We start from the raw sequence: 16,869 nt of genomic DNA, 5'->3' as shown, positions 1-16,869 counted from the left end.
TCTACTATATATATTAACACTTGTGGGGAAAAAATCAAGGAGGATACAGGAGGAGAAGTTCCAGCTTGACACGGGTTCCCTTCCGGGCTTATAATAACCCCAGCAAATAAGAGAGAGGTGAAAAGATGAGGAAATAATCTGTTTTTGAACGCATGAAACTAAGTGATTACGATCGCCCGAAAGGGAGATATTTGTTTTATGCTGTCAAAAACGGAGGTCCTCATCCCTCTCTTTTTTTCGTGCGGAAAATTCCGGAGAGGAAATGGATCCCCTATATCTTTTTTGGCAGCAGGAAAGAGGAGGGAGTTTAATGTCACAGATTTTAGTCAGCCATCTGACATTTTCTTATGAGAGCAGCTTTGATGTGATTTTTGATGATGTGTCATTTACACTGGATACAGACTGGAAACTGGGGTTTGCAGGAAGAAACGGGAAGGGGAAAACCACATTTTTAAGGCTTTTGCAGGGAAAATATCCCTATCAGGGAACCATCAGCGCAAGCGTAGCGTTTGACTATTTCCCCTATCCGGCCGCCCGAAAGGACAAGGAGCGTATGGCCTCAGAACTTTTGGAAGAGTGGAAGTCCGGTTGTGAAGAGTGGAGAGTGATCGTAGAGCTAACAAAGCTCGGTCTGGATGCAGAGGTTTTGTACCGGCCCTTTGGCACCCTGAGCCAGGGAGAACAGACTAAAGTCATGCTGGCCGTCCTGTTTTCCGGAGAACAGGAATTTCTCCTGGTGGATGAGCCCACCAACCATCTGGATCAGGAGGCAAGAGAGACAGTGAAAACATACCTGAGCGGAAAGAAAGGGTTTATTCTGGTCTCTCATGACCGGGATCTTCTGGATGCCTGTATCGACCATATCCTGGTGCTGAACCGGCAGAGCATAGAGGTACAGAGCGGGAACTTTTCCAGTTGGGAGGAGAATAAGCGAAGAAGGGATGCTTCTGCAGAAAAGGAGAATGAGAAGCATAAGAAGGAAATCGTAAAACTGGAAAAGGCAGCCAGACAGGCGAAGGGCTGGTCGGATCAGACAGAGAAAAGCAAAATCGGCCAGAAGACGGCAGGACTTAAGCCGGACCGTGGCTATATCGGACATAAAGCCGCAAAGATGATGAAGCGTTCCAAGATTCTGGAGCACAGGAAAGAAGACGCTATCCGGGAGAAGGAAGGGCTTTTGAAAGACGTAGAAACACTGGCAGAGCTGAAAATGCAGCCCCTCGTTCACCACAAAGAGGTGCTTCTTGAGGCAGATAATCTGGGACTCCGGTATCCGGAATCAGATACATGGCTGTTCCAGAATCTTAAGCTGGAGCTTCGAAAAGGAGAGCGCGTCTTTTTACACGGCTCTAATGGATGTGGAAAATCTACATTGATAAAGGCGGTTTTGAAGGCGGTCGGATATGGAAAGGGAGCGGCAGATCATTTTTGGAATTTTCAGGAGCAGGGACGCCTTACATTGGCTTCGGGACTTGTCATTTCATATGTGAGTCAGGACACTTCGTATTTAAATGGAAGCATCCGTAAATTCTGTGAAAAGCGAGGACTGGAAGAAAGCCTGTTCTGCGCCATCCTGCGGCAGATGGGCGTGGAGAGAGAGCAGTTTACAAAAGAACTTCAGGAATATTCAGAAGGGCAGAAAAAGAAGATCCAGATCGCCGAGAGCCTGCTTACGCCGGCAAATTTATATCTGTGGGATGAGCCACTGAATTACGTAGATGTGTTTACCAGGATGCAGATTGAAGAAGTCTTATTAAGATACGAGCCCTCCATGCTGATCGTAGAACATGACGCAAGGTTCCAGGAGCGGATCGCTACAAAAATAGTGGAACTTTAGTTCATTGGGGACATAGGCTTTTGCAAAAAGGGACAGGGACTTTTGCAATTGGGGACGTACACCAACGCAAAAAGTGTACGTCCCCAATTGCGTACAAATCCTTAAAAAAGTATAAATAAGTTCAAATATATTGACGTTTCTATTGTTTTGGATTATATTATTAAAAACTTAACTATTAATGTTTTTATATATATGAAGAGATAAAGGGGTGATTTTTCCTATGAAATGTCAATTCTGTAATAAAAATGAAGCCGATAAGGTGTTCTATCTTAATTATATGGGCGGCCTTTATCAGATTTCTGTATGTGACGACTGCCTGCAGCGGATGTGGCAGCAGGCGGTGGCATCCGGACAGGCGGAGACTTTCCGGAATTATTCTGGCTGGTGGCCGGGAAGGCCGGAGCCCAGACGCTATGGAGAGCGGGCCTTTCCGGATGATGCTGCGGAGGATCTGAAGAAGAGGCGGAGACTTTCCCTTTTGCGCGCCCGGCTTTCAGAAGCAGCCGGCAGGGAAGATTATGAGGAGGCGGCAAAGCTTCGGGATGATATAGCCGTAATGGAAAAGGAGGTGTGTTCCCATGAAGGTTAATCTGGAACTTTACAGCCAAAAAGCTCTGCATATCTTTCAGACGGCATTAAAGCTGGCGGCAAAGATGGGCCATGGTTTCCTGGGGAGCGAGCATCTCCTGTGGGCCCTGGCAAAAGAAGGGGGCTTCGCGGGCCGTGCCTTAGAGAACTGCGGGCTGGATGAGAAGCTTCTGGAGGAGTATGTCCGCCGCTATGACGGCGGTGTGACACAGATACACTCCCGGGCGATCCAGGTATCCGGGGAGGCGGACGAGGTGCTGTATCAGGCGTCTCTTGCGGCAAGGGAGAGGGACCGGGAAAAGGTAGAGCCGGTGGATCTGCTTGCCGGAATCCTGCGGGCGGATCAGTGTGCGGCAGCACAGCTTCTGCAGTCTATGGACGTGCAAAGAGAAATGGTGCAAAAGGAGATGGATCAGTTGGAAGAAATCGGAAGTGAAGAGGAACAGACAGAAACAGAGCAGGAGGCAGAAGAATCCATGCTGGAGAAATTCGGCAGGGATATGACAAAAGTGGCAGAAGACGGAGGTTTTGATCCGATGATCGGCCGGGAGGATGTGGTGGAACGTCTGGTGCAGATCCTGTCCCGGCGCACCAAGAATAACCCGGTGCTCATCGGTGATCCAGGCGTAGGTAAGACGGCTGTTATCGAAGGTCTGGCTCAGCGGATCGCTGACGGACATATTCCTATGAACCTCAAACATAAACGGGTCGTCTCAGTGGATCTGGTGGGAATGATATCCGGTACCAAATTCAGGGGAGATTTCGAGGAACGGATTCAGAAGTTCTTAGAGGAAGCAGAGAAAAAGGAGGATGTGATCCTGTTCCTGGATGAGCTGCATACGATCATGGGAGCGGGCGCCGGTGCAAGCGACGCACTGGATGCCGCGAATATCTTAAAACCTGTGCTGGCAAGAGGAAGTTTACGGATCATCGGAGCGACTACCCGGAACGAGTACCGGCGCCACATTGAAAAGGATGCAGCGCTGGAGCGAAGATTCCAGCCGGTTTCCGTGGAGGAGCCGGACGTGGAAGGCGCGGTGGAGATTCTGAGGGGGCTTAAGAAGCGGTACGAGGAATTCCACGGCCTTACCATCACAGACGAGGCGGTACAGGCGGCGGCAGAGCTGTCAGACCGCTATATCCAGGATCGTTTCCTGCCGGATAAAGCCATTGACCTTCTGGATGAAGCGGCGTCCAGGATACGGACAAAGAGTCTGACCGTCCCGGGAGAGCTGCAGGAAATGGAAGACAATATCACAGCCATCTCGCGTGAGAAAAAGAAGGCCGCAAACGCCCAGGAATATGAGCAGGCGGCCAGACTGAGAGATCAGCAGCGGGCTATGGAGCAGGATCTGAAGCAGAGACAGGAGGCCTGGCAGAAAGGGCAGAGCCATAAGGTAGATGCACAGGATATCGCAGCCGTGGTCTCAGCCTGGACGGGAATCCCGGTGACCATGCTGACCATGACTGAGAAGGAGAGGCTTCGCACCCTGGAAGAGACCCTGAAGCAAAGGGTCATTGGACAGGACGAGGCGGTCAGAAGCGTAGCGAGAGCCATCCGGCGGGGACGTACCGGCGTGGCAGATCCGGGAAGGCCTATTGGATCCTTTTTATTCCTCGGCCCCACAGGCGTAGGGAAGACAGAGCTTTGTCGGGCACTGGCAGAAGCCATGTTCCAGGACGAGACGGCCATGATCCGCATGGATATGTCTGAATACATGGAATCCTACACAGTTTCCAAGCTGATCGGATCTCCGCCGGGATATGTAGGTCACGAAGAGGGCGGACAGCTGACAGAGCAGGTAAGGAAACATCCTTACAGCATCGTGCTGTTTGACGAGATTGAGAAGGCCCATCCGGATGTATGGAACGCACTGCTGCAGATCCTGGATGACGGACGTCTCACTGACTCACAGGGGCGGACGGTCAGCTTCCAGAATACGATCATTGTCCTGACCTCTAACGTAGGAGCGAGGGATATCCTTGGGAAGAAATCTCTGGGATTCATTCAGTCCGGACAGGAAGAAAGGGCTAAGAGAGAAGAAACGATCAAGAGCCGTGTCATTGAAGAGGTAAAACAGACCTTCCAGCCGGAGTTTTTAAACAGGTTAGATGAGATCATTGTATTCCATCAGCTGGGCGAGGAAGAGATCCGAAGGATCGCCGTACACATGACGGACGAATTTTCCAGACGGCTTAAGAAACAGGGAATCAATCTGAAGGTTACAGAAGAGGCTGTAGATATCCTGACGAAAAAAGGATTCGATCCGGCCTTTGGGGCAAGGCCGCTCAGGCGGGCGGTACAGTCCACATTGCAGAATCTGGTGGCAGATCAGCTGTTGAAAGAGGACTTTGATCCGGAGAAGGAATTGGTGGCGGAAGGAGACGGAGAGGAGATCTTCTTAAGCGAAAGGCCGAAGGAAGCGGCATATCAACTGTAATAATATAGATAAAACTGCAAAACACAGACAAAATATAAGCGGCTGTCCCGAAAATCAGAGACAGCCGCTTTTCTTAACGATTTATTTTTTTTTGTCCAGTCCAAGACTGCAGGACAGTTCGTTTAAGGTATTAAGAAGATCAATAAGGGTACGCATGTTGTCCTCGCCGAAATTTTCCAGGAGCTCCGTCCAGACGGCTTCACACCGCTCCCTGGAGTGCATGGCAGCCGAGCGTCCCTCCGGTGTGGTGCTGATGGAGATTTTGCGCCGGTCATGGGCGTCGATTTCACGGACGATGTAGTGCTTTTTTTCCAGAGTGTTCAGAATATAAGAAACGGCTGGCTTGGAAATCTTAAGCTGTTCCTGCATCTTTGGCACATCCAGGTTGGTACAGGCCTTTTCGCTGCAGCTGCATCCGCCCAGAATGTCCTGGAGAATGGCCATTTCATTCATCTGCATCTCACATTCCAGAGAAAATGCAGATTCCAGCTTCTTAAAACACATCATCGATTGAAAAAATTCTTCCCACAGACTGTTTTTCATGCCAAACTCCTTATCGCTATCACTAAATAATTAAATGCTTAACCAAATGTGTGTCCTAAGTATAACGCACTTTTCTCACAAATTCAAGGAAAAATGCGGAAACAGGAGCCGACGTTAGAGGAGCCGGAAAACCTGTTCTGCACAGGCAGCCAGGTTGGCCCTGGCGTTTGCGGGATCCATGGCCTCTTCCAGTGTAGTGACGCCTCGGACGATGGGGAAGAAGGCGTCAATCCCAGCGTCGTTGCAGGCGGTGGCATCGGCGGTAACGCTGCCCGCAAAGGCGATGACCTTAGCGCCATATTTTTTTGCCAGTGAAGCGACACCTACGGGAGCCTTTCCCATAGCGGTCTGATGATCAAGACGGCCTTCTCCGGTGATGACAATGTCGGCATCCTTTAATTCCTCTTCCAGGCCGACTGCCTCCAGGATCAGGCTGGTCCCGGGGATCAGCCGGGCGTTCAGGAAACTTAAGAAGGCAAATCCCAGGCCGCCGGCGGCTCCGGCTCCTTCTGCTAGTGAACAGTCCTTTCCAAGAAAAGAGGCGCAGACCCTGGCATAATGTGACATGGCCTGGTCCAAAGGTTCCTTCATATCCTCTGTGACCCCTTTCTGTGGACCATAAATATAAGTAGCGCCGTTTTTGCCGCAGAGCGGGTTTGTCACGTCACAGGCAACGCGGAAACGGCAGTCCTTAAGTCTCGGGTCCTGACCGGAGATGTCCACAGAGCAGACTTTTCCAAGTGCCTGTCCGCCCTCCCCGGCATCGGATCCATTTTCAGAGAGGAAGGAAAATCCCAGAGCAGAGAGCATCCCGATGCCACCGTCATTCGTGGCGCTGCCTCCTATGCCGATGATGAAATCCCGGCAGCCACGGCGGACAGCATCAAGGATTATTTCTCCCACGCCGCGGGTGGTGGCGGTAAGCGGGTCATGCCTGTCGGAGAGTGTGATTCCGGCTGCTGCCGCCATTTCGATAACAGCGGTAGAGGTCTCTGGAAGATAGCCGTAATAGCAGGAGATAGGATCACCGAATGGGCCGGTAACGGTAAGGGGGATCCGCTTTCCGTTCAGCCCCTCGATTAAGGCATCGGTGGTTCCCTCACCTCCGTCGGCCAGTGGTTTTATGATCACCTGGGCGTCCGGGTGAGCGGCAAGTATTCCTTTTTTGGCAGCATGTCCGGCTTCGATGGATGTCATGCTGCCCTTAAAGGAATCAATAGCAGTTACGATTTTCATACAAAATGCCTCCAATCTTTTTCTACACTTTTTTGGAAATGTACATATCTTACTGTATCCAGTATAGAAGAAAATTAATGTGGAAGATATGTCATATAAGACAAAGATATAAACAGATTTACAAATTATATGTTATATATACCAAAGTAATAGCAGTTAAGGCGCAGAGGATGAAAGCCGGAGTGCCAGATAGAGGATCACGCCATCTTTAAATTTTCGCGGGTCAAATCCACAATTCCTGCGGATCCGGTCCAGGCGGTACTGCAGGGTGTTTTTGTGGAGAAACAGTTTTTCTGCCGTATGGGAGAGAGAACAGTCCTCTTCGAAATACATACGAAGGAGATGCTTATCGTCGGAAGATAAAGAGCCGATGGATCTGGCAAGAAATTCCTGGCGTCCCTCCAAAGACACGGAGCCAAGGAGGATCTCCAGTGTCAGCTGATCGAACCGGGACAGATTCGTTTCTGATAAGGAAAGGCTTTCCAGAGCAATCTGAGCAGTGGCATAGGAAGCCTGCGCCTGGTAGAGGTCAACACTTTTTCCGACACCGATGCAAAGAACATTCTGCTCCTGAGAGGCAAAGTGTTCCAGAAAAGAGAAGTGTTGTTCTATGCAGGAAGCATCGGCAAGGAGGATAAAATCACAGGGGTACTGGTAACAGAAGACCGTCCCCTGGAGGGTATCACAGAGTTTTTGGATCCTGGATTCGGCATAGGAGATGGAACCGCTGCTGTTTTTGGAGTTCAGGCGTATCAGGATTATCTTCTTTGGAGAATCCGGATCCAGGCCAAAGTCTTTTAGAAGCCGGAGAAGATAACCGGGATTTTCCGGACTGCCGTTTAAAAGGGACTGGATCAGATAATTTTTCCGTTCAGTGGAAGTACGGGCAGCAGCGTTAAGCTCCTGTTCACGCAGGATCAACCGGGTGATACGCTCTGCCAGCCGGGCGTAAGAGCGCACTTCATCCGGATTTCCGCTGATCCCGATGACAGCGGAAGGTTTTCCATCCTGAAGTACCGGAATATTTACGCCCTTTTGTGTGCCGTGGAAAGCATCATCCTGAAAGACTTCCAGCGATTCACCATTTTTCAGGGCAGCCATGCCGCCTTCATGGAAGGTACCGATACGCAAGGTGTCTGTGCTGGCCAGTATCATACCTTTTTCATTGATAAAATTAATATCATATCCGCAAAATTCTTTAACGGTATCGACGATCTGCTGTGCGGTTTTCGAACTGATGACATTCATCGTTATGCCTCCTGTTTTCCATGATATATGTTACTAATACCATGTTTATTCTGTAAAAGTCAATTAAAATTGGCATATAAAACAAAGGATTTGCGCTTTGGATTGACAACTGTGGATAAGTTCTGTATACTATGTACCAGAAATGAATAAAAAGTCTTCAGGGCAGGGATCGTTTCCCTACCGGCGGTAAAGCCCGCGAGCCGTAACAGGCATGATCCGGTGAAATTCCGGGGCCGACAGTTAAAGTCTGGATGGAAGAAGATACAGGATACACGATGTGATGTGGTGCAAGAATGCTGCTCTGGAATATAACAGTTCCAGAGTTTTTTATTTTTCCACGGTCTTTGGTGTAAGTATAATGATGTGATGTTTGCCCTGAATAAATTTTCAGGGCTTTTTCTTTTGGGAAAATGACCGGGTAAGGAGGCGCGGAAAAAATGGATGACGGAGCATATATGCGGCGGGCGCTTAAGCTGGCAGAAAAGGGGATGGGATGGACATCTCCGAATCCGATGGTAGGAGCGGTGATCGTTAAAAACGGGCGGATTATAGGAGAAGGGTATCATCTAAGATACGGGGAAAAACATGCGGAACGAAATGCACTGGATAGCTGCAGGGAGTCTCCGACGGGAGCAGTCATGTATGTGACACTGGAGCCCTGTTGTCACTATGGAAAACAGCCACCCTGCGTGGAAGCGATTCTGGAGGCAGGGATCCGGAGAATAGTGATCGGGTCGTCGGATCCCAATCCTAAAGTGTCAGGAAAAGGTGTCCGCATTTTACGGGAGCACGGAGTGGAGGTGACAGAGCATGTAGAAGAAGCGGCCTGTGATGCTTTGAACCAGATTTTTTTCCATTATATCCGTACCGGACAGCCCTATGTGGCTATGAAATATGCCATGACAATGGATGGAAAGATTGCAGCTTACACAGGAAAATCCCAGTGGGTTACCGGGACAAAAGCAAGGGAACATGTACAGCGCTTAAGGCAGCAATACAGCGGGATCATGGTCGGAATGGGAACAGTGCTTGCTGATGATCCAAGTCTTACCTGCCGGATCAGAGGCGGGAAAAATCCGGTTCGCATCATCTGTGATTCTATGCTGCGGACTCCGCTGGACTCCAGGCTTATAGAGACAGCCGGGGAAGTGCCTACGATTCTGGCAACAGCCTGCAAGGACCCGTCCAGGTGTGGAGTATATCAGGATAAGGGATGCCGGGTTCTGACAGTTCCGGGAGCGGACGGTCGGGTAGATCTTCAGGAGCTGGTGAGGACGCTGGGCAGGATGGAGATCGACAGCATCCTCCTGGAAGGCGGAGGTACCTTAAACTGGTCTGCTCTGAGGTCGGGGATTGTGCAGAAGGTTTTCTGCTACATGGCGCCAAAGCTTTTCGGCGGTGCAAAGGCAAAGACACCTGTGGAGGGCAGTGGATGCGCTGATCCGGATGAGGCGGTAAAGATAAAGGAGATAAAGATAAGACAAATCGGAGAAGATTATCTGATGGAAGGAATGGTGGACAGAGATGTTTACAGGGATCATTGAGGAAACCGGACGCATAAAAAAGATCCAGAAGGGCAGACATTCGGCAGTAATATCTATCCAGGCAGAGACAGTCCTTGAAGGGACGAAAGTGGGAGACAGTATTGCAGTAAACGGAGTCTGCCTGACAGTAACGGGGCTTGAAAACGGGATGTTCCATGCAGACGTAATGCATGAGACGCTGAGCCGCTCTGCACTCCGAAATCTGGTTCCGGGAAGCCGGGTCAATCTGGAGCGGGCGATGGCGGCAGATGGACGGTTTGGCGGACACATTGTAGCAGGCCATGTGGATGGCACAGGAAACATAGTAAGAATCGAGAATGATGATAATGCGGTCTGGTATACCATCCAGGCAGAAGAAGAACTTCTGCGTCTTGTAGTAGAGAAAGGCTCCGTCGCTGTTGACGGGATCAGTCTTACGGTAGCCCGGACAGGCAATGACTGGTTTTCTGTCTCAGTCATACCGCATACCAGCAGGGAGACGGCACTTAGGGGAAAAAAGCCGGGAGATATGGTCAATCTGGAGACAGATATCATCGGGAAATATATAGAGAAACTGATCCGGGGTTCAACAGCCAAAAAGCCGGAGAGTGCTATAACGGAGGAGTTTCTTCTCCGATGTGGGTTTTAAAAACATATTGCAGAAAGAAGGGAAAGGAATGTTTCAATTTGACACGATTGAAAAAGCGCTTGAGGATCTCAGGCAGGGGAAGATCATTCTGGTAACAGACGATCCGGACAGAGAAAATGAAGGAGACTTTATCTGTGCCGCAGAATTTGCGACTACAGAGAACATTAATTTTATGGCAGTGCATGGCAAAGGGCTGATATGTATGCCTATGGCCGAATCATATATAAGAAAGCTTAAGCTGCCTCAAATGGTAACGGAAAATACGGACAATCATGAGACAGCCTTTACAGTGTCCATCGACAGCGTGGAGACAGCCACAGGCATTTCAGCGGCAGAACGTTCAGTGACAGCTATGAAATGTGCAGAAGAAGATGCCCGTCCGGAAGACTTCCGACGGCCGGGACATATGTTCCCACTGCTGGCAAAGAAAAACGGCGTGCTGGAGCGGGAAGGACATACGGAGGCAACCGTGGACCTCTGCAGGCTGGCAGGGCTGAAAGAATGTGGCTTATGCTGTGAAGTCATGCGGGAGGACGGTACAATGATGCGAACCCGGGAGCTAAAGGAACTGGCGGAGAAATGGCAGATAACTTTTATTACGATCCGGGATATTAAGGAGTACCGCAAATGCCATGAAAAGCTTGTGGATCAGGTGACCGTCACCAGGATGCCGACCCAATATGGAGATTTTACGGCTTATGGATATGTCAACCGGCTGAACGGTGAGCATCATATTGCGTTAGTCAAAGGAGAAATCGGAGACGGAGAAGAGGTTTTATGCCGTGTCCATTCAGAGTGCCTGACCGGAGATACGTTCGGCTCCCTTCGCTGTGACTGCGGACAGCAGCTTCATGCGGCAATGACACAGATTGAGAAGGAAGGCCGGGGAATATTGCTTTATATGCGGCAGGAAGGCCGCGGTATCGGGCTGATCAATAAACTGAGAGCCTATGAACTGCAGGAACAGGGGATGGATACGCTGGATGCCAATCTTGCCCTGGGATTTGCCGCAGATGAAAGAGAATATTATATCGGGGCTCAGATCCTGAAGGATCTGGGGGCCAAAAGCCTTCGCCTATTGACCAATAATCCGGACAAGGTTTACCAGCTAAAGGAATTTGGAATGCAGATTACCGAGCGGATACCGATACAGATGAGTGCCACAGAGTATGACATATTTTATCTGCAAACAAAGCAAAAGCGGATGGGGCATATGCTGAAGTACAGATAATCCAGGATTTCGGGGAAGATGAAAAGAATGAAATTAAGGAAATAGACAGAAAGGATGGAATTATATGAAAACTATGGAAGGAAATCTGGTAGCAAGAGAAATAAAGATAGGAATCGTAGCTTCACGATTTAATGAGTTTATTACATCAAAGCTTCTTGCAGGGGCGCTGGACGGGCTGAAGCGCCATGAGGCAAAGGAGGAGGATATTCATGTGGCATGGGTGCCGGGGGCATTTGAAATCCCGCTGATCGCCTCTAAGATGGCAAAAAGCGGGAAATATGATGCCGTGATCTGTCTGGGAGCAGTCATCCGGGGAAGTACCAGCCACTATGATTATGTGTGCAGCGAGGTGTCAAAAGGAATCGCTTCGGTTTCTCTCGCAGCGGATATTCCGGTGCTGTTTGGTGTGCTGACCACAGAAAATATCGAGCAGGCGATCGAACGAGCCGGAACAAAAGCAGGAAATAAAGGATATGACTGTGCGTTAAGCGCCATTGAGATGGTGAATCTGATCAGGGAAATAGAAGACTAAGAAAAGTCACAGAACGTGGACAGGATCATCTGCCGGGATCAAAATTTCCATATCCAGCGGAAGTTTGATTTGATAGTACAGAGAAGATAGAGTATAATCTTTCTGTAAAAGTTTATTTAGTCGCATAAATAAATTTTACACCAAGAGCCAGGCCTTGCACAGACCTGGCTCTTATTCTCTGCAAAAAAGTGCTGCCGCACTAATTATTTAGTGTGATAGCCCTTGCAGATTATTCGGATTTGTCCTTTTTATCTTTTTCGCAGGTATCGAGAATTGGCTTGATAAAATCTAATTTTGATTTCAGGACTGTCTCAAGAGTGGTGATTTTATCCACCATGCGGAAGAGGTTGCGGCCGTCCTTAAGGAGGAGTCGGCAGGAACGCCAAAAGATATCCGCACCCAGGTGGAACCCTGGGGCTATGATACGGCTATGATTGCAGACGGACAGGTGATTTCCGGGGATAACAGCGGACAGATGCATGATCTTGCGGAGTATTTCCGGCAGGAAGAGGAAGGAAATGGCCAGGTCAATATCTTTACCTTTCAAAAAGCAACCGTAGTAGAGAAATACATACCTGAGCAGGATGCCCGTCTCGTAGCGGCACATTTCCCGGAAGAAAACTGGCTTATAACCTCGGTTACGAGTCCGTTCTCAATATTCCTGGCGGCGGTATGTGTCGCGGAGCTGTTGCGATCGCTGTTCTTCTTCTTTTAGCGGCATTTTTTACCCGCAGGATGAACCGGGTAGTGCTTGAGCCTGTGGAGCTTCTGGTAGATGGAGCAAAACGGATCCAGGACGGGAATATGGAAGAGGAGATCGATTATCAGGGCGAGGCGGAATTTGAACGTGTATGTCAAAGCTTTAATGATATGCAGCGCACCATTTTGAAAAATCAGAAACAGCGGGAGAAAAATGAGAAAGCCAGAACCGATATGGTAACAGGTATTTCCCATGATCTGCGTACACCTCTGACGTCAATCCAGGGATATATCAAAGGGGTACTGGACGGGGTGGCTGATACGAAAGAAAGGCAGGAAAAGTATCTGAAAACCGCATATGATTCAACCAGGGAGATGAATGTGCTTCTTCAGAAGCTGTTTGAGTTTTCGAGAATCGAGAGCGGGCAGATGCCTTTTCATATGGTCCGTGCTGATCTGGCGGAGTTTACCAGTGTTTATATTGCACAGAAAGAAGAAATGGCCGATCCAGAGAATGTGACGTTTTCATTGAAAGTAGGGCAGGAAGCTATGCCCGAAATCAATATGGATGTGGAACAGATTCCCCGTATTTTTGACAACCTTCTGGAAAACAGCATGAAATATGCCGGGACAAGGCCGGTAGAGATTGAGATCTCTGTCTTTGCGACAGAGACGGAGGTGGTTCTGGAGTGGAATGATCATGGAAACGGTGTGTCGGAGGATAAACTCCCACATATTTTTGAACGGTTTTACCGCTGTGACGAGGCAAGAAAGGAAAAAGGGAGCGGCGTAGGACTTTATGTAGTAAATTATATTATGGAACAGCATCACGGACGTGTGGAGGCAGAGAATGACGGAGGATTTAAAATCCGGCTGCTGTTCCCGAAGGAGGACTAAAAATGGCAAAGATACTGATCATGGAGGATGATGAAAAGATTGCCTGGCTGGAAAAGGATTATCTGGAAAGTAACGGATATGAGACGGATATCATAGACGACGGCAGAAAAGTCATCCAGGTGCTCCAGGAAAAAAATTATGACCTGGTTCTTCTGGATCTGATGCTTCCCGGACTTGACGGCTATGCGATCTGCCGTAAGATCCGGGACGAGATAGATATTCCTATTCTGATGGTAACCGCAAGAGCGGAAGCTGTGGATGTGATACGCGGACTGGGGCTTGGGGCGGATGACTATATAACCAAGCCTTTTGATCCTTCCCAGCTGGTGGCGAGGGTCCGTGCCCATCTGAAACGGTATGAACGCCTGACAGGCAGACGGGAGAATGCGCATAAATCCTCTGATGAAAACGGAAAGCTAAAAATACAGGATGTGGTCGTGGAAACAAAGACCTGGAAGGTATGGAAGAAGGGACGTGAGATCCGCCTTCCAAACCGGGAGTTTGAGCTGCTCCGCTTTCTGGCGGAAAACCCTAATATTGTTTTTTCAAAAGAGGAGTTGTTTGAAAAGATCTGGGGATTTGATTACATTTCTGATGCGGCTACAGTGTCTGTCCATATCAACCGTCTGAGAGAAAAAATAGAGGATGACGCAAGAAATCCTCAGATCATCGAGACGGTATGGGGGCGGGCTATCGTTTGAACCCATAATAAATCATACTAAATCATACTATTTTGAGGCGATCAGATTGCTGACATAGGGACGTTTTCCGGAGAGCACATCATCATAGAACTGCTGCTTCCAGTCGATGTAGTCCACGCAGCTCTCCAGTTCCTGAATAGAGGAGAGGAGTTCTTCTCGTTTCACGGACAGCATTTCCTTTCGCCGGGTGATCGTGGATGGGCCTTCCAGGCAGAGAGCGAGATAGTCCTTCATTTCCTGGATGCTCATCCCGCATTTTTTCAGACAGACCAGATCTTTGATCCATTTGATATCCTTTTCATCAAAAATGCGCCGGTTATTTTTGTCGCGCTTTACATTAGGCACCAGCCCTTCATTGCAGTAATATTTCAGTGCCTGATAGGTCATATCTGCTTCTTTGCATGCCTGCATCATGGTATATATCATAGTTTATTCCCTCCTGTACTAACAGACCGATAGAAACAACCGGTTGAAACAATCATATTTTACTCCATGGATATAAAAATTGCAAACCCTATGCTTTTAACATGGCATTTCCGGGAGAATTTTGGAAATAAGCATTTGCGAGATGCAGCTTTTGGATGGTATCGGTACGATTCCAGATTCGCATTGCCCATTTATAACGAACAGGGAATATTGGAACGGCATAACGTATATCATGTTTCCATGTTGGTCCGCCATGCAAAAAATGGAAATTATTATCTATATGACATTTTAGACGTAAAAAAAGAAACGAGCAACCCGTTCAGATTTTAAAATCATACTTGGTACAAACCCATTTCTCTTCTTTTTTATACTAATGAGAACTGACGGTTTTGTCAAGATGAAATTGAAAAGAAAAGCTAAGGAACAAACTGAAAGGAGAGGCTATGCTTATTAGCGAACGAATCTATCAATATCTTGAGGAAAAGGGAATGTCACAAATTGAATTTGTGAAAAGAACAGGTATCTCCCAGAGTACGGTCAGTGACTGGCGGAGAAAGGGAACGAAACCTTCTGCTGATAAGATTATGATCATATGCGATGTGTTGGAAATTTCACCATATGAGCTGCTGTTAGAGACGGACAGCAAAAATCCGAAGGAACACAGGCAGATAGACTATGTCGTGATTAATAAGAATTCAAAAGAATATGAACTGCTTCAAATGTATGAAAGGCTTGAATCTGGTTCGCGGAAGCGTTTGGAGGAATATTTGCAAGCTTTAAGTGACATGAAATAAAATATAGTGAAGAAGATATTCTTAAAAATGTGTTTAACAGGACATTAATAGGACGAAAATGTCCTGTTAAACAGTGATGAAAAAGTAAATTATCCACTTAAGATATATAAAACTATATATGAAACCCCTGTGGAAAAGGTATTTGGAAAACGATCATCCCCTTTGTTACATCAGGTGGCAGTGGATTTTCCAGTACGGTTTCTGAGATCGAGGATCTGCCAGGCTGAAGTGCAGGAATGGGTAAATGGATTGGGACTGTTGTAGTTTTATAGTTGTTCTTTACGGAATATTTTGCTATGATGTGCCTGTGAACACGGCAAGTAACTCAACCGAAGGAGCGACGAATGAAACGAATAACAGCAATTTTGATGGGAATAGGGATCAGCCTTGCTTTTGCGGGATGTACCTCCCAGAGCCTGGAAGGACAGCAGGAGCAGGTGAATTTTTTTGGAATGGATACATATATGACCATAACAGCTTATGGAGAGGATGCAGGCGAGGCAGTAGAAGAGGCACAGGCGAGGATCCTTAAGCTGGAAAAGGAATGGTCCGTTACAGATGAAAGCAGTCAGATCTATCAGGCGAACCACAGCGGGGGAAGCCCTGTGACGCTTAGCGATGACACAAGGGACGTGGTCAGCTTTGCACTTGAAATGGCAGAAAAGACCGGAGGCGCACTGGAACCGACCATCTATCCGGTGCTGGAGGCCTGGGGCTTTACAACAGATGAGAACCGCATTCCGGCGCCGGATGAGATCCAGACGCTTCTGGAACATGTGGGATATGAGCAGGTGAGCCTGAGTGGAAATGAGCTGACACTTCCGGAGGGAGTGGAACTGGATCTGGGAGCCGTAGGAAAAGGCTATGCCGGAGACGCGGCGGCAGAAGTGATCAAAGAGCAGGGCGTAACGTCTGCACTGTTGGATCTTGGAGGCAACATCCAGGCAGTAGGCAAGAGACCTGACGGCACCGACTGGCGTATCGGGATCCGCAATCCTTTCGGGGACGGACAGATGGGCATGCTTCTGGCTTCTGACTGTGCGGTGGTGACCTCCGGAAGCTATGAGCGTTATTTCGTCGGGGAAGATGGAAAAGAATACACCCACATCATCGACCCGGAGACAGGTTATCCGGTGGACAACGGCCTGGTGTCTGTAAGCATTATCGCAGAGGAAGGGAAAGTGGCGGACGCCCTTTCTACATCCATGTTTGTGAAAGGACTGGAAGGAGCTGAGGAATACTGGAAGGAACACCAGGATTTTGAGATGATTGCTGTCACGGAGGATGGAGACATTTACGTGACAGAAGGAATTGAAGATCAGTTTACCCTGGGAGATTCTTTTGGGAATATGGAGCTTCACATCATTACCTCATAACTGTATAAAATATTCTGACGGGAAGCAGAGCCGAAAGGCTCTGTTTTTTTCATGAAAAATATGAAAAAAGCTATTGACCGATAGTTACAACCGGTTGATACAATCACAGTGTAAAGAAAGGAAAGAAAAAATCAGCACTATATTATCG

17 protein-coding genes and 1 riboswitch are annotated in these 16,869 nt (G+C 48.4%); of the genes, 13 read left to right on the top strand and 4 right to left on the bottom strand.

All coding sequences use genetic code 11. From position 1 onward, the window contains the following. Positions 1 to 310 precede the first annotated feature (310 nt). From abc-f to BKD12_RS11340, 3 genes are all read left to right on the top strand, one after another. Positions 311 to 1,837 carry a ribosomal protection-like ABC-F family protein gene (gene abc-f, locus BKD12_RS11350; RefSeq protein WP_070089416.1) on the top strand — a complete coding sequence of 509 codons (1,527 nt, stop codon included), beginning with the start codon at positions 311 to 313 and terminating at the stop codon, positions 1,835 to 1,837. Positions 1,838 to 2,057: 220 nt separating this feature from the next. Next, positions 2,058 to 2,426, top strand: a complete 369-nt coding sequence (locus tag BKD12_RS11345) for a UvrB/UvrC motif-containing protein (protein ID WP_141736944.1) — start codon at positions 2,058 to 2,060, stop codon at positions 2,424 to 2,426. Then, complete coding sequence (locus tag BKD12_RS11340) at positions 2,416 to 4,866, top strand: ATP-dependent Clp protease ATP-binding subunit (RefSeq protein WP_070089414.1); 2,451 nt, start codon at positions 2,416 to 2,418, stop codon at positions 4,864 to 4,866. The genes BKD12_RS11345 and BKD12_RS11340 overlap by 11 nt, the downstream gene beginning before the upstream one ends. An 81-nt stretch (positions 4,867 to 4,947) precedes the next feature. On the opposite strand, the gene BKD12_RS11335 is transcribed toward BKD12_RS11340, so the two are convergent. The 3 genes from BKD12_RS11335 to BKD12_RS11325 form a co-directional block, all read right to left on the bottom strand. Continuing rightward, a complete protein-coding gene (locus BKD12_RS11335; protein WP_070089413.1) occupies positions 4,948 to 5,409 on the bottom strand; it encodes a MarR family winged helix-turn-helix transcriptional regulator in 462 nt (153 codons plus the stop codon). A gap of 114 nt (positions 5,410 to 5,523) precedes the next feature. Next, positions 5,524 to 6,645 (bottom strand): glycerate kinase family protein, encoded by a 1,122-nt coding sequence (locus BKD12_RS11330; protein WP_070089412.1) that lies wholly within the window; start codon positions 6,643 to 6,645, stop codon positions 5,524 to 5,526. 156 nt (positions 6,646 to 6,801) lie between these two features. Further along, positions 6,802 to 7,893 (bottom strand): CdaR family transcriptional regulator, encoded by a 1,092-nt coding sequence (locus BKD12_RS11325; RefSeq protein WP_070089411.1) that lies wholly within the window; start codon positions 7,891 to 7,893, stop codon positions 6,802 to 6,804. Positions 7,894 to 8,042: 149 nt separating this feature from the next. Next, positions 8,043 to 8,160: riboswitch (FMN riboswitch) on the top strand. Positions 8,161 to 8,330: 170 nt separating this feature from the next. Between BKD12_RS11325 and ribD the strand changes: the two genes are divergently transcribed. The 7 genes from ribD to BKD12_RS11290 all read left to right on the top strand — a co-directional run bounded on the left by ribD (position 8,331) and on the right by BKD12_RS11290 (position 14,125). After that, positions 8,331 to 9,437, top strand: a complete 1,107-nt coding sequence (gene ribD, locus BKD12_RS11320; protein WP_070089410.1) for a bifunctional diaminohydroxyphosphoribosylaminopyrimidine deaminase/5-amino-6-(5-phosphoribosylamino)uracil reductase RibD — start codon at positions 8,331 to 8,333, stop codon at positions 9,435 to 9,437. After that, positions 9,418 to 10,065: a riboflavin synthase gene (locus tag BKD12_RS11315; protein ID WP_070089409.1), complete on the top strand. Its 648-nt coding sequence runs from the start codon at positions 9,418 to 9,420 to the stop codon at positions 10,063 to 10,065. Before ribD ends, BKD12_RS11315 begins: the two co-directional genes overlap by 20 nt. A 28-nt stretch (positions 10,066 to 10,093) precedes the next feature. Then, entirely contained in the window at positions 10,094 to 11,296 is a 1,203-nt protein-coding gene (locus BKD12_RS11310) for a bifunctional 3,4-dihydroxy-2-butanone-4-phosphate synthase/GTP cyclohydrolase II (protein WP_070089502.1), read from the top strand. Positions 11,297 to 11,360: 64 nt separating this feature from the next. Further along, entirely contained in the window at positions 11,361 to 11,828 is a 468-nt protein-coding gene (gene ribH / locus BKD12_RS11305) for a 6,7-dimethyl-8-ribityllumazine synthase (protein ID WP_070089408.1), read from the top strand. 403 nt (positions 11,829 to 12,231) lie between these two features. Continuing rightward, positions 12,232 to 12,543 (top strand): hypothetical protein, encoded by a 312-nt coding sequence (locus BKD12_RS11300; RefSeq protein ID WP_070089407.1) that lies wholly within the window; start codon positions 12,232 to 12,234, stop codon positions 12,541 to 12,543. Then, positions 12,501 to 13,424 (top strand): HAMP domain-containing sensor histidine kinase, encoded by a 924-nt coding sequence (locus BKD12_RS11295; protein WP_083262933.1) that lies wholly within the window; start codon positions 12,501 to 12,503, stop codon positions 13,422 to 13,424. The genes BKD12_RS11300 and BKD12_RS11295 overlap by 43 nt, the downstream gene beginning before the upstream one ends. A 2-nt stretch (positions 13,425 to 13,426) precedes the next feature. Continuing rightward, positions 13,427 to 14,125, top strand: coding sequence for a response regulator (locus tag BKD12_RS11290; RefSeq protein WP_070089405.1), 699 nt, complete (start codon positions 13,427 to 13,429; stop codon positions 14,123 to 14,125). Between the two features lie 27 nt (positions 14,126 to 14,152). Here the strand turns inward: BKD12_RS11290 and BKD12_RS11285 are convergent, their stop codons facing one another. Then, positions 14,153 to 14,551, bottom strand: coding sequence for a MerR family transcriptional regulator (locus BKD12_RS11285; protein ID WP_070089404.1), 399 nt, complete (start codon positions 14,549 to 14,551; stop codon positions 14,153 to 14,155). A 66-nt stretch (positions 14,552 to 14,617) separates the two neighbouring features. Between BKD12_RS11285 and BKD12_RS16965 the strand changes: the two genes are divergently transcribed. From BKD12_RS16965 to BKD12_RS11275, 3 genes are all read left to right on the top strand, one after another. Then, positions 14,618 to 14,881, top strand: a complete 264-nt coding sequence (locus BKD12_RS16965) for a hypothetical protein (protein WP_176730955.1) — start codon at positions 14,618 to 14,620, stop codon at positions 14,879 to 14,881. Between the two features lie 113 nt (positions 14,882 to 14,994). Further along, positions 14,995 to 15,345 carry a helix-turn-helix domain-containing protein gene (locus BKD12_RS11280; protein WP_070089403.1) on the top strand — a complete coding sequence of 117 codons (351 nt, stop codon included), beginning with the start codon at positions 14,995 to 14,997 and terminating at the stop codon, positions 15,343 to 15,345. Positions 15,346 to 15,689: 344 nt separating this feature from the next. Continuing rightward, positions 15,690 to 16,721, top strand: a complete 1,032-nt coding sequence (locus BKD12_RS11275) for an FAD:protein FMN transferase (protein ID WP_070089402.1) — start codon at positions 15,690 to 15,692, stop codon at positions 16,719 to 16,721. Positions 16,722 to 16,869 lie beyond the last annotated feature (148 nt).

Source organism: Merdimonas faecis (assembly GCF_001754075.1).
In the GTDB taxonomy this organism is placed as follows: Bacteria; Bacillota; Clostridia; order Lachnospirales; family Lachnospiraceae; genus Merdimonas; species Merdimonas faecis.
The sequence above is the reverse complement of the archived record's forward strand: the minus strand, read 5'-3'. Positions and strand labels throughout refer to the sequence as shown.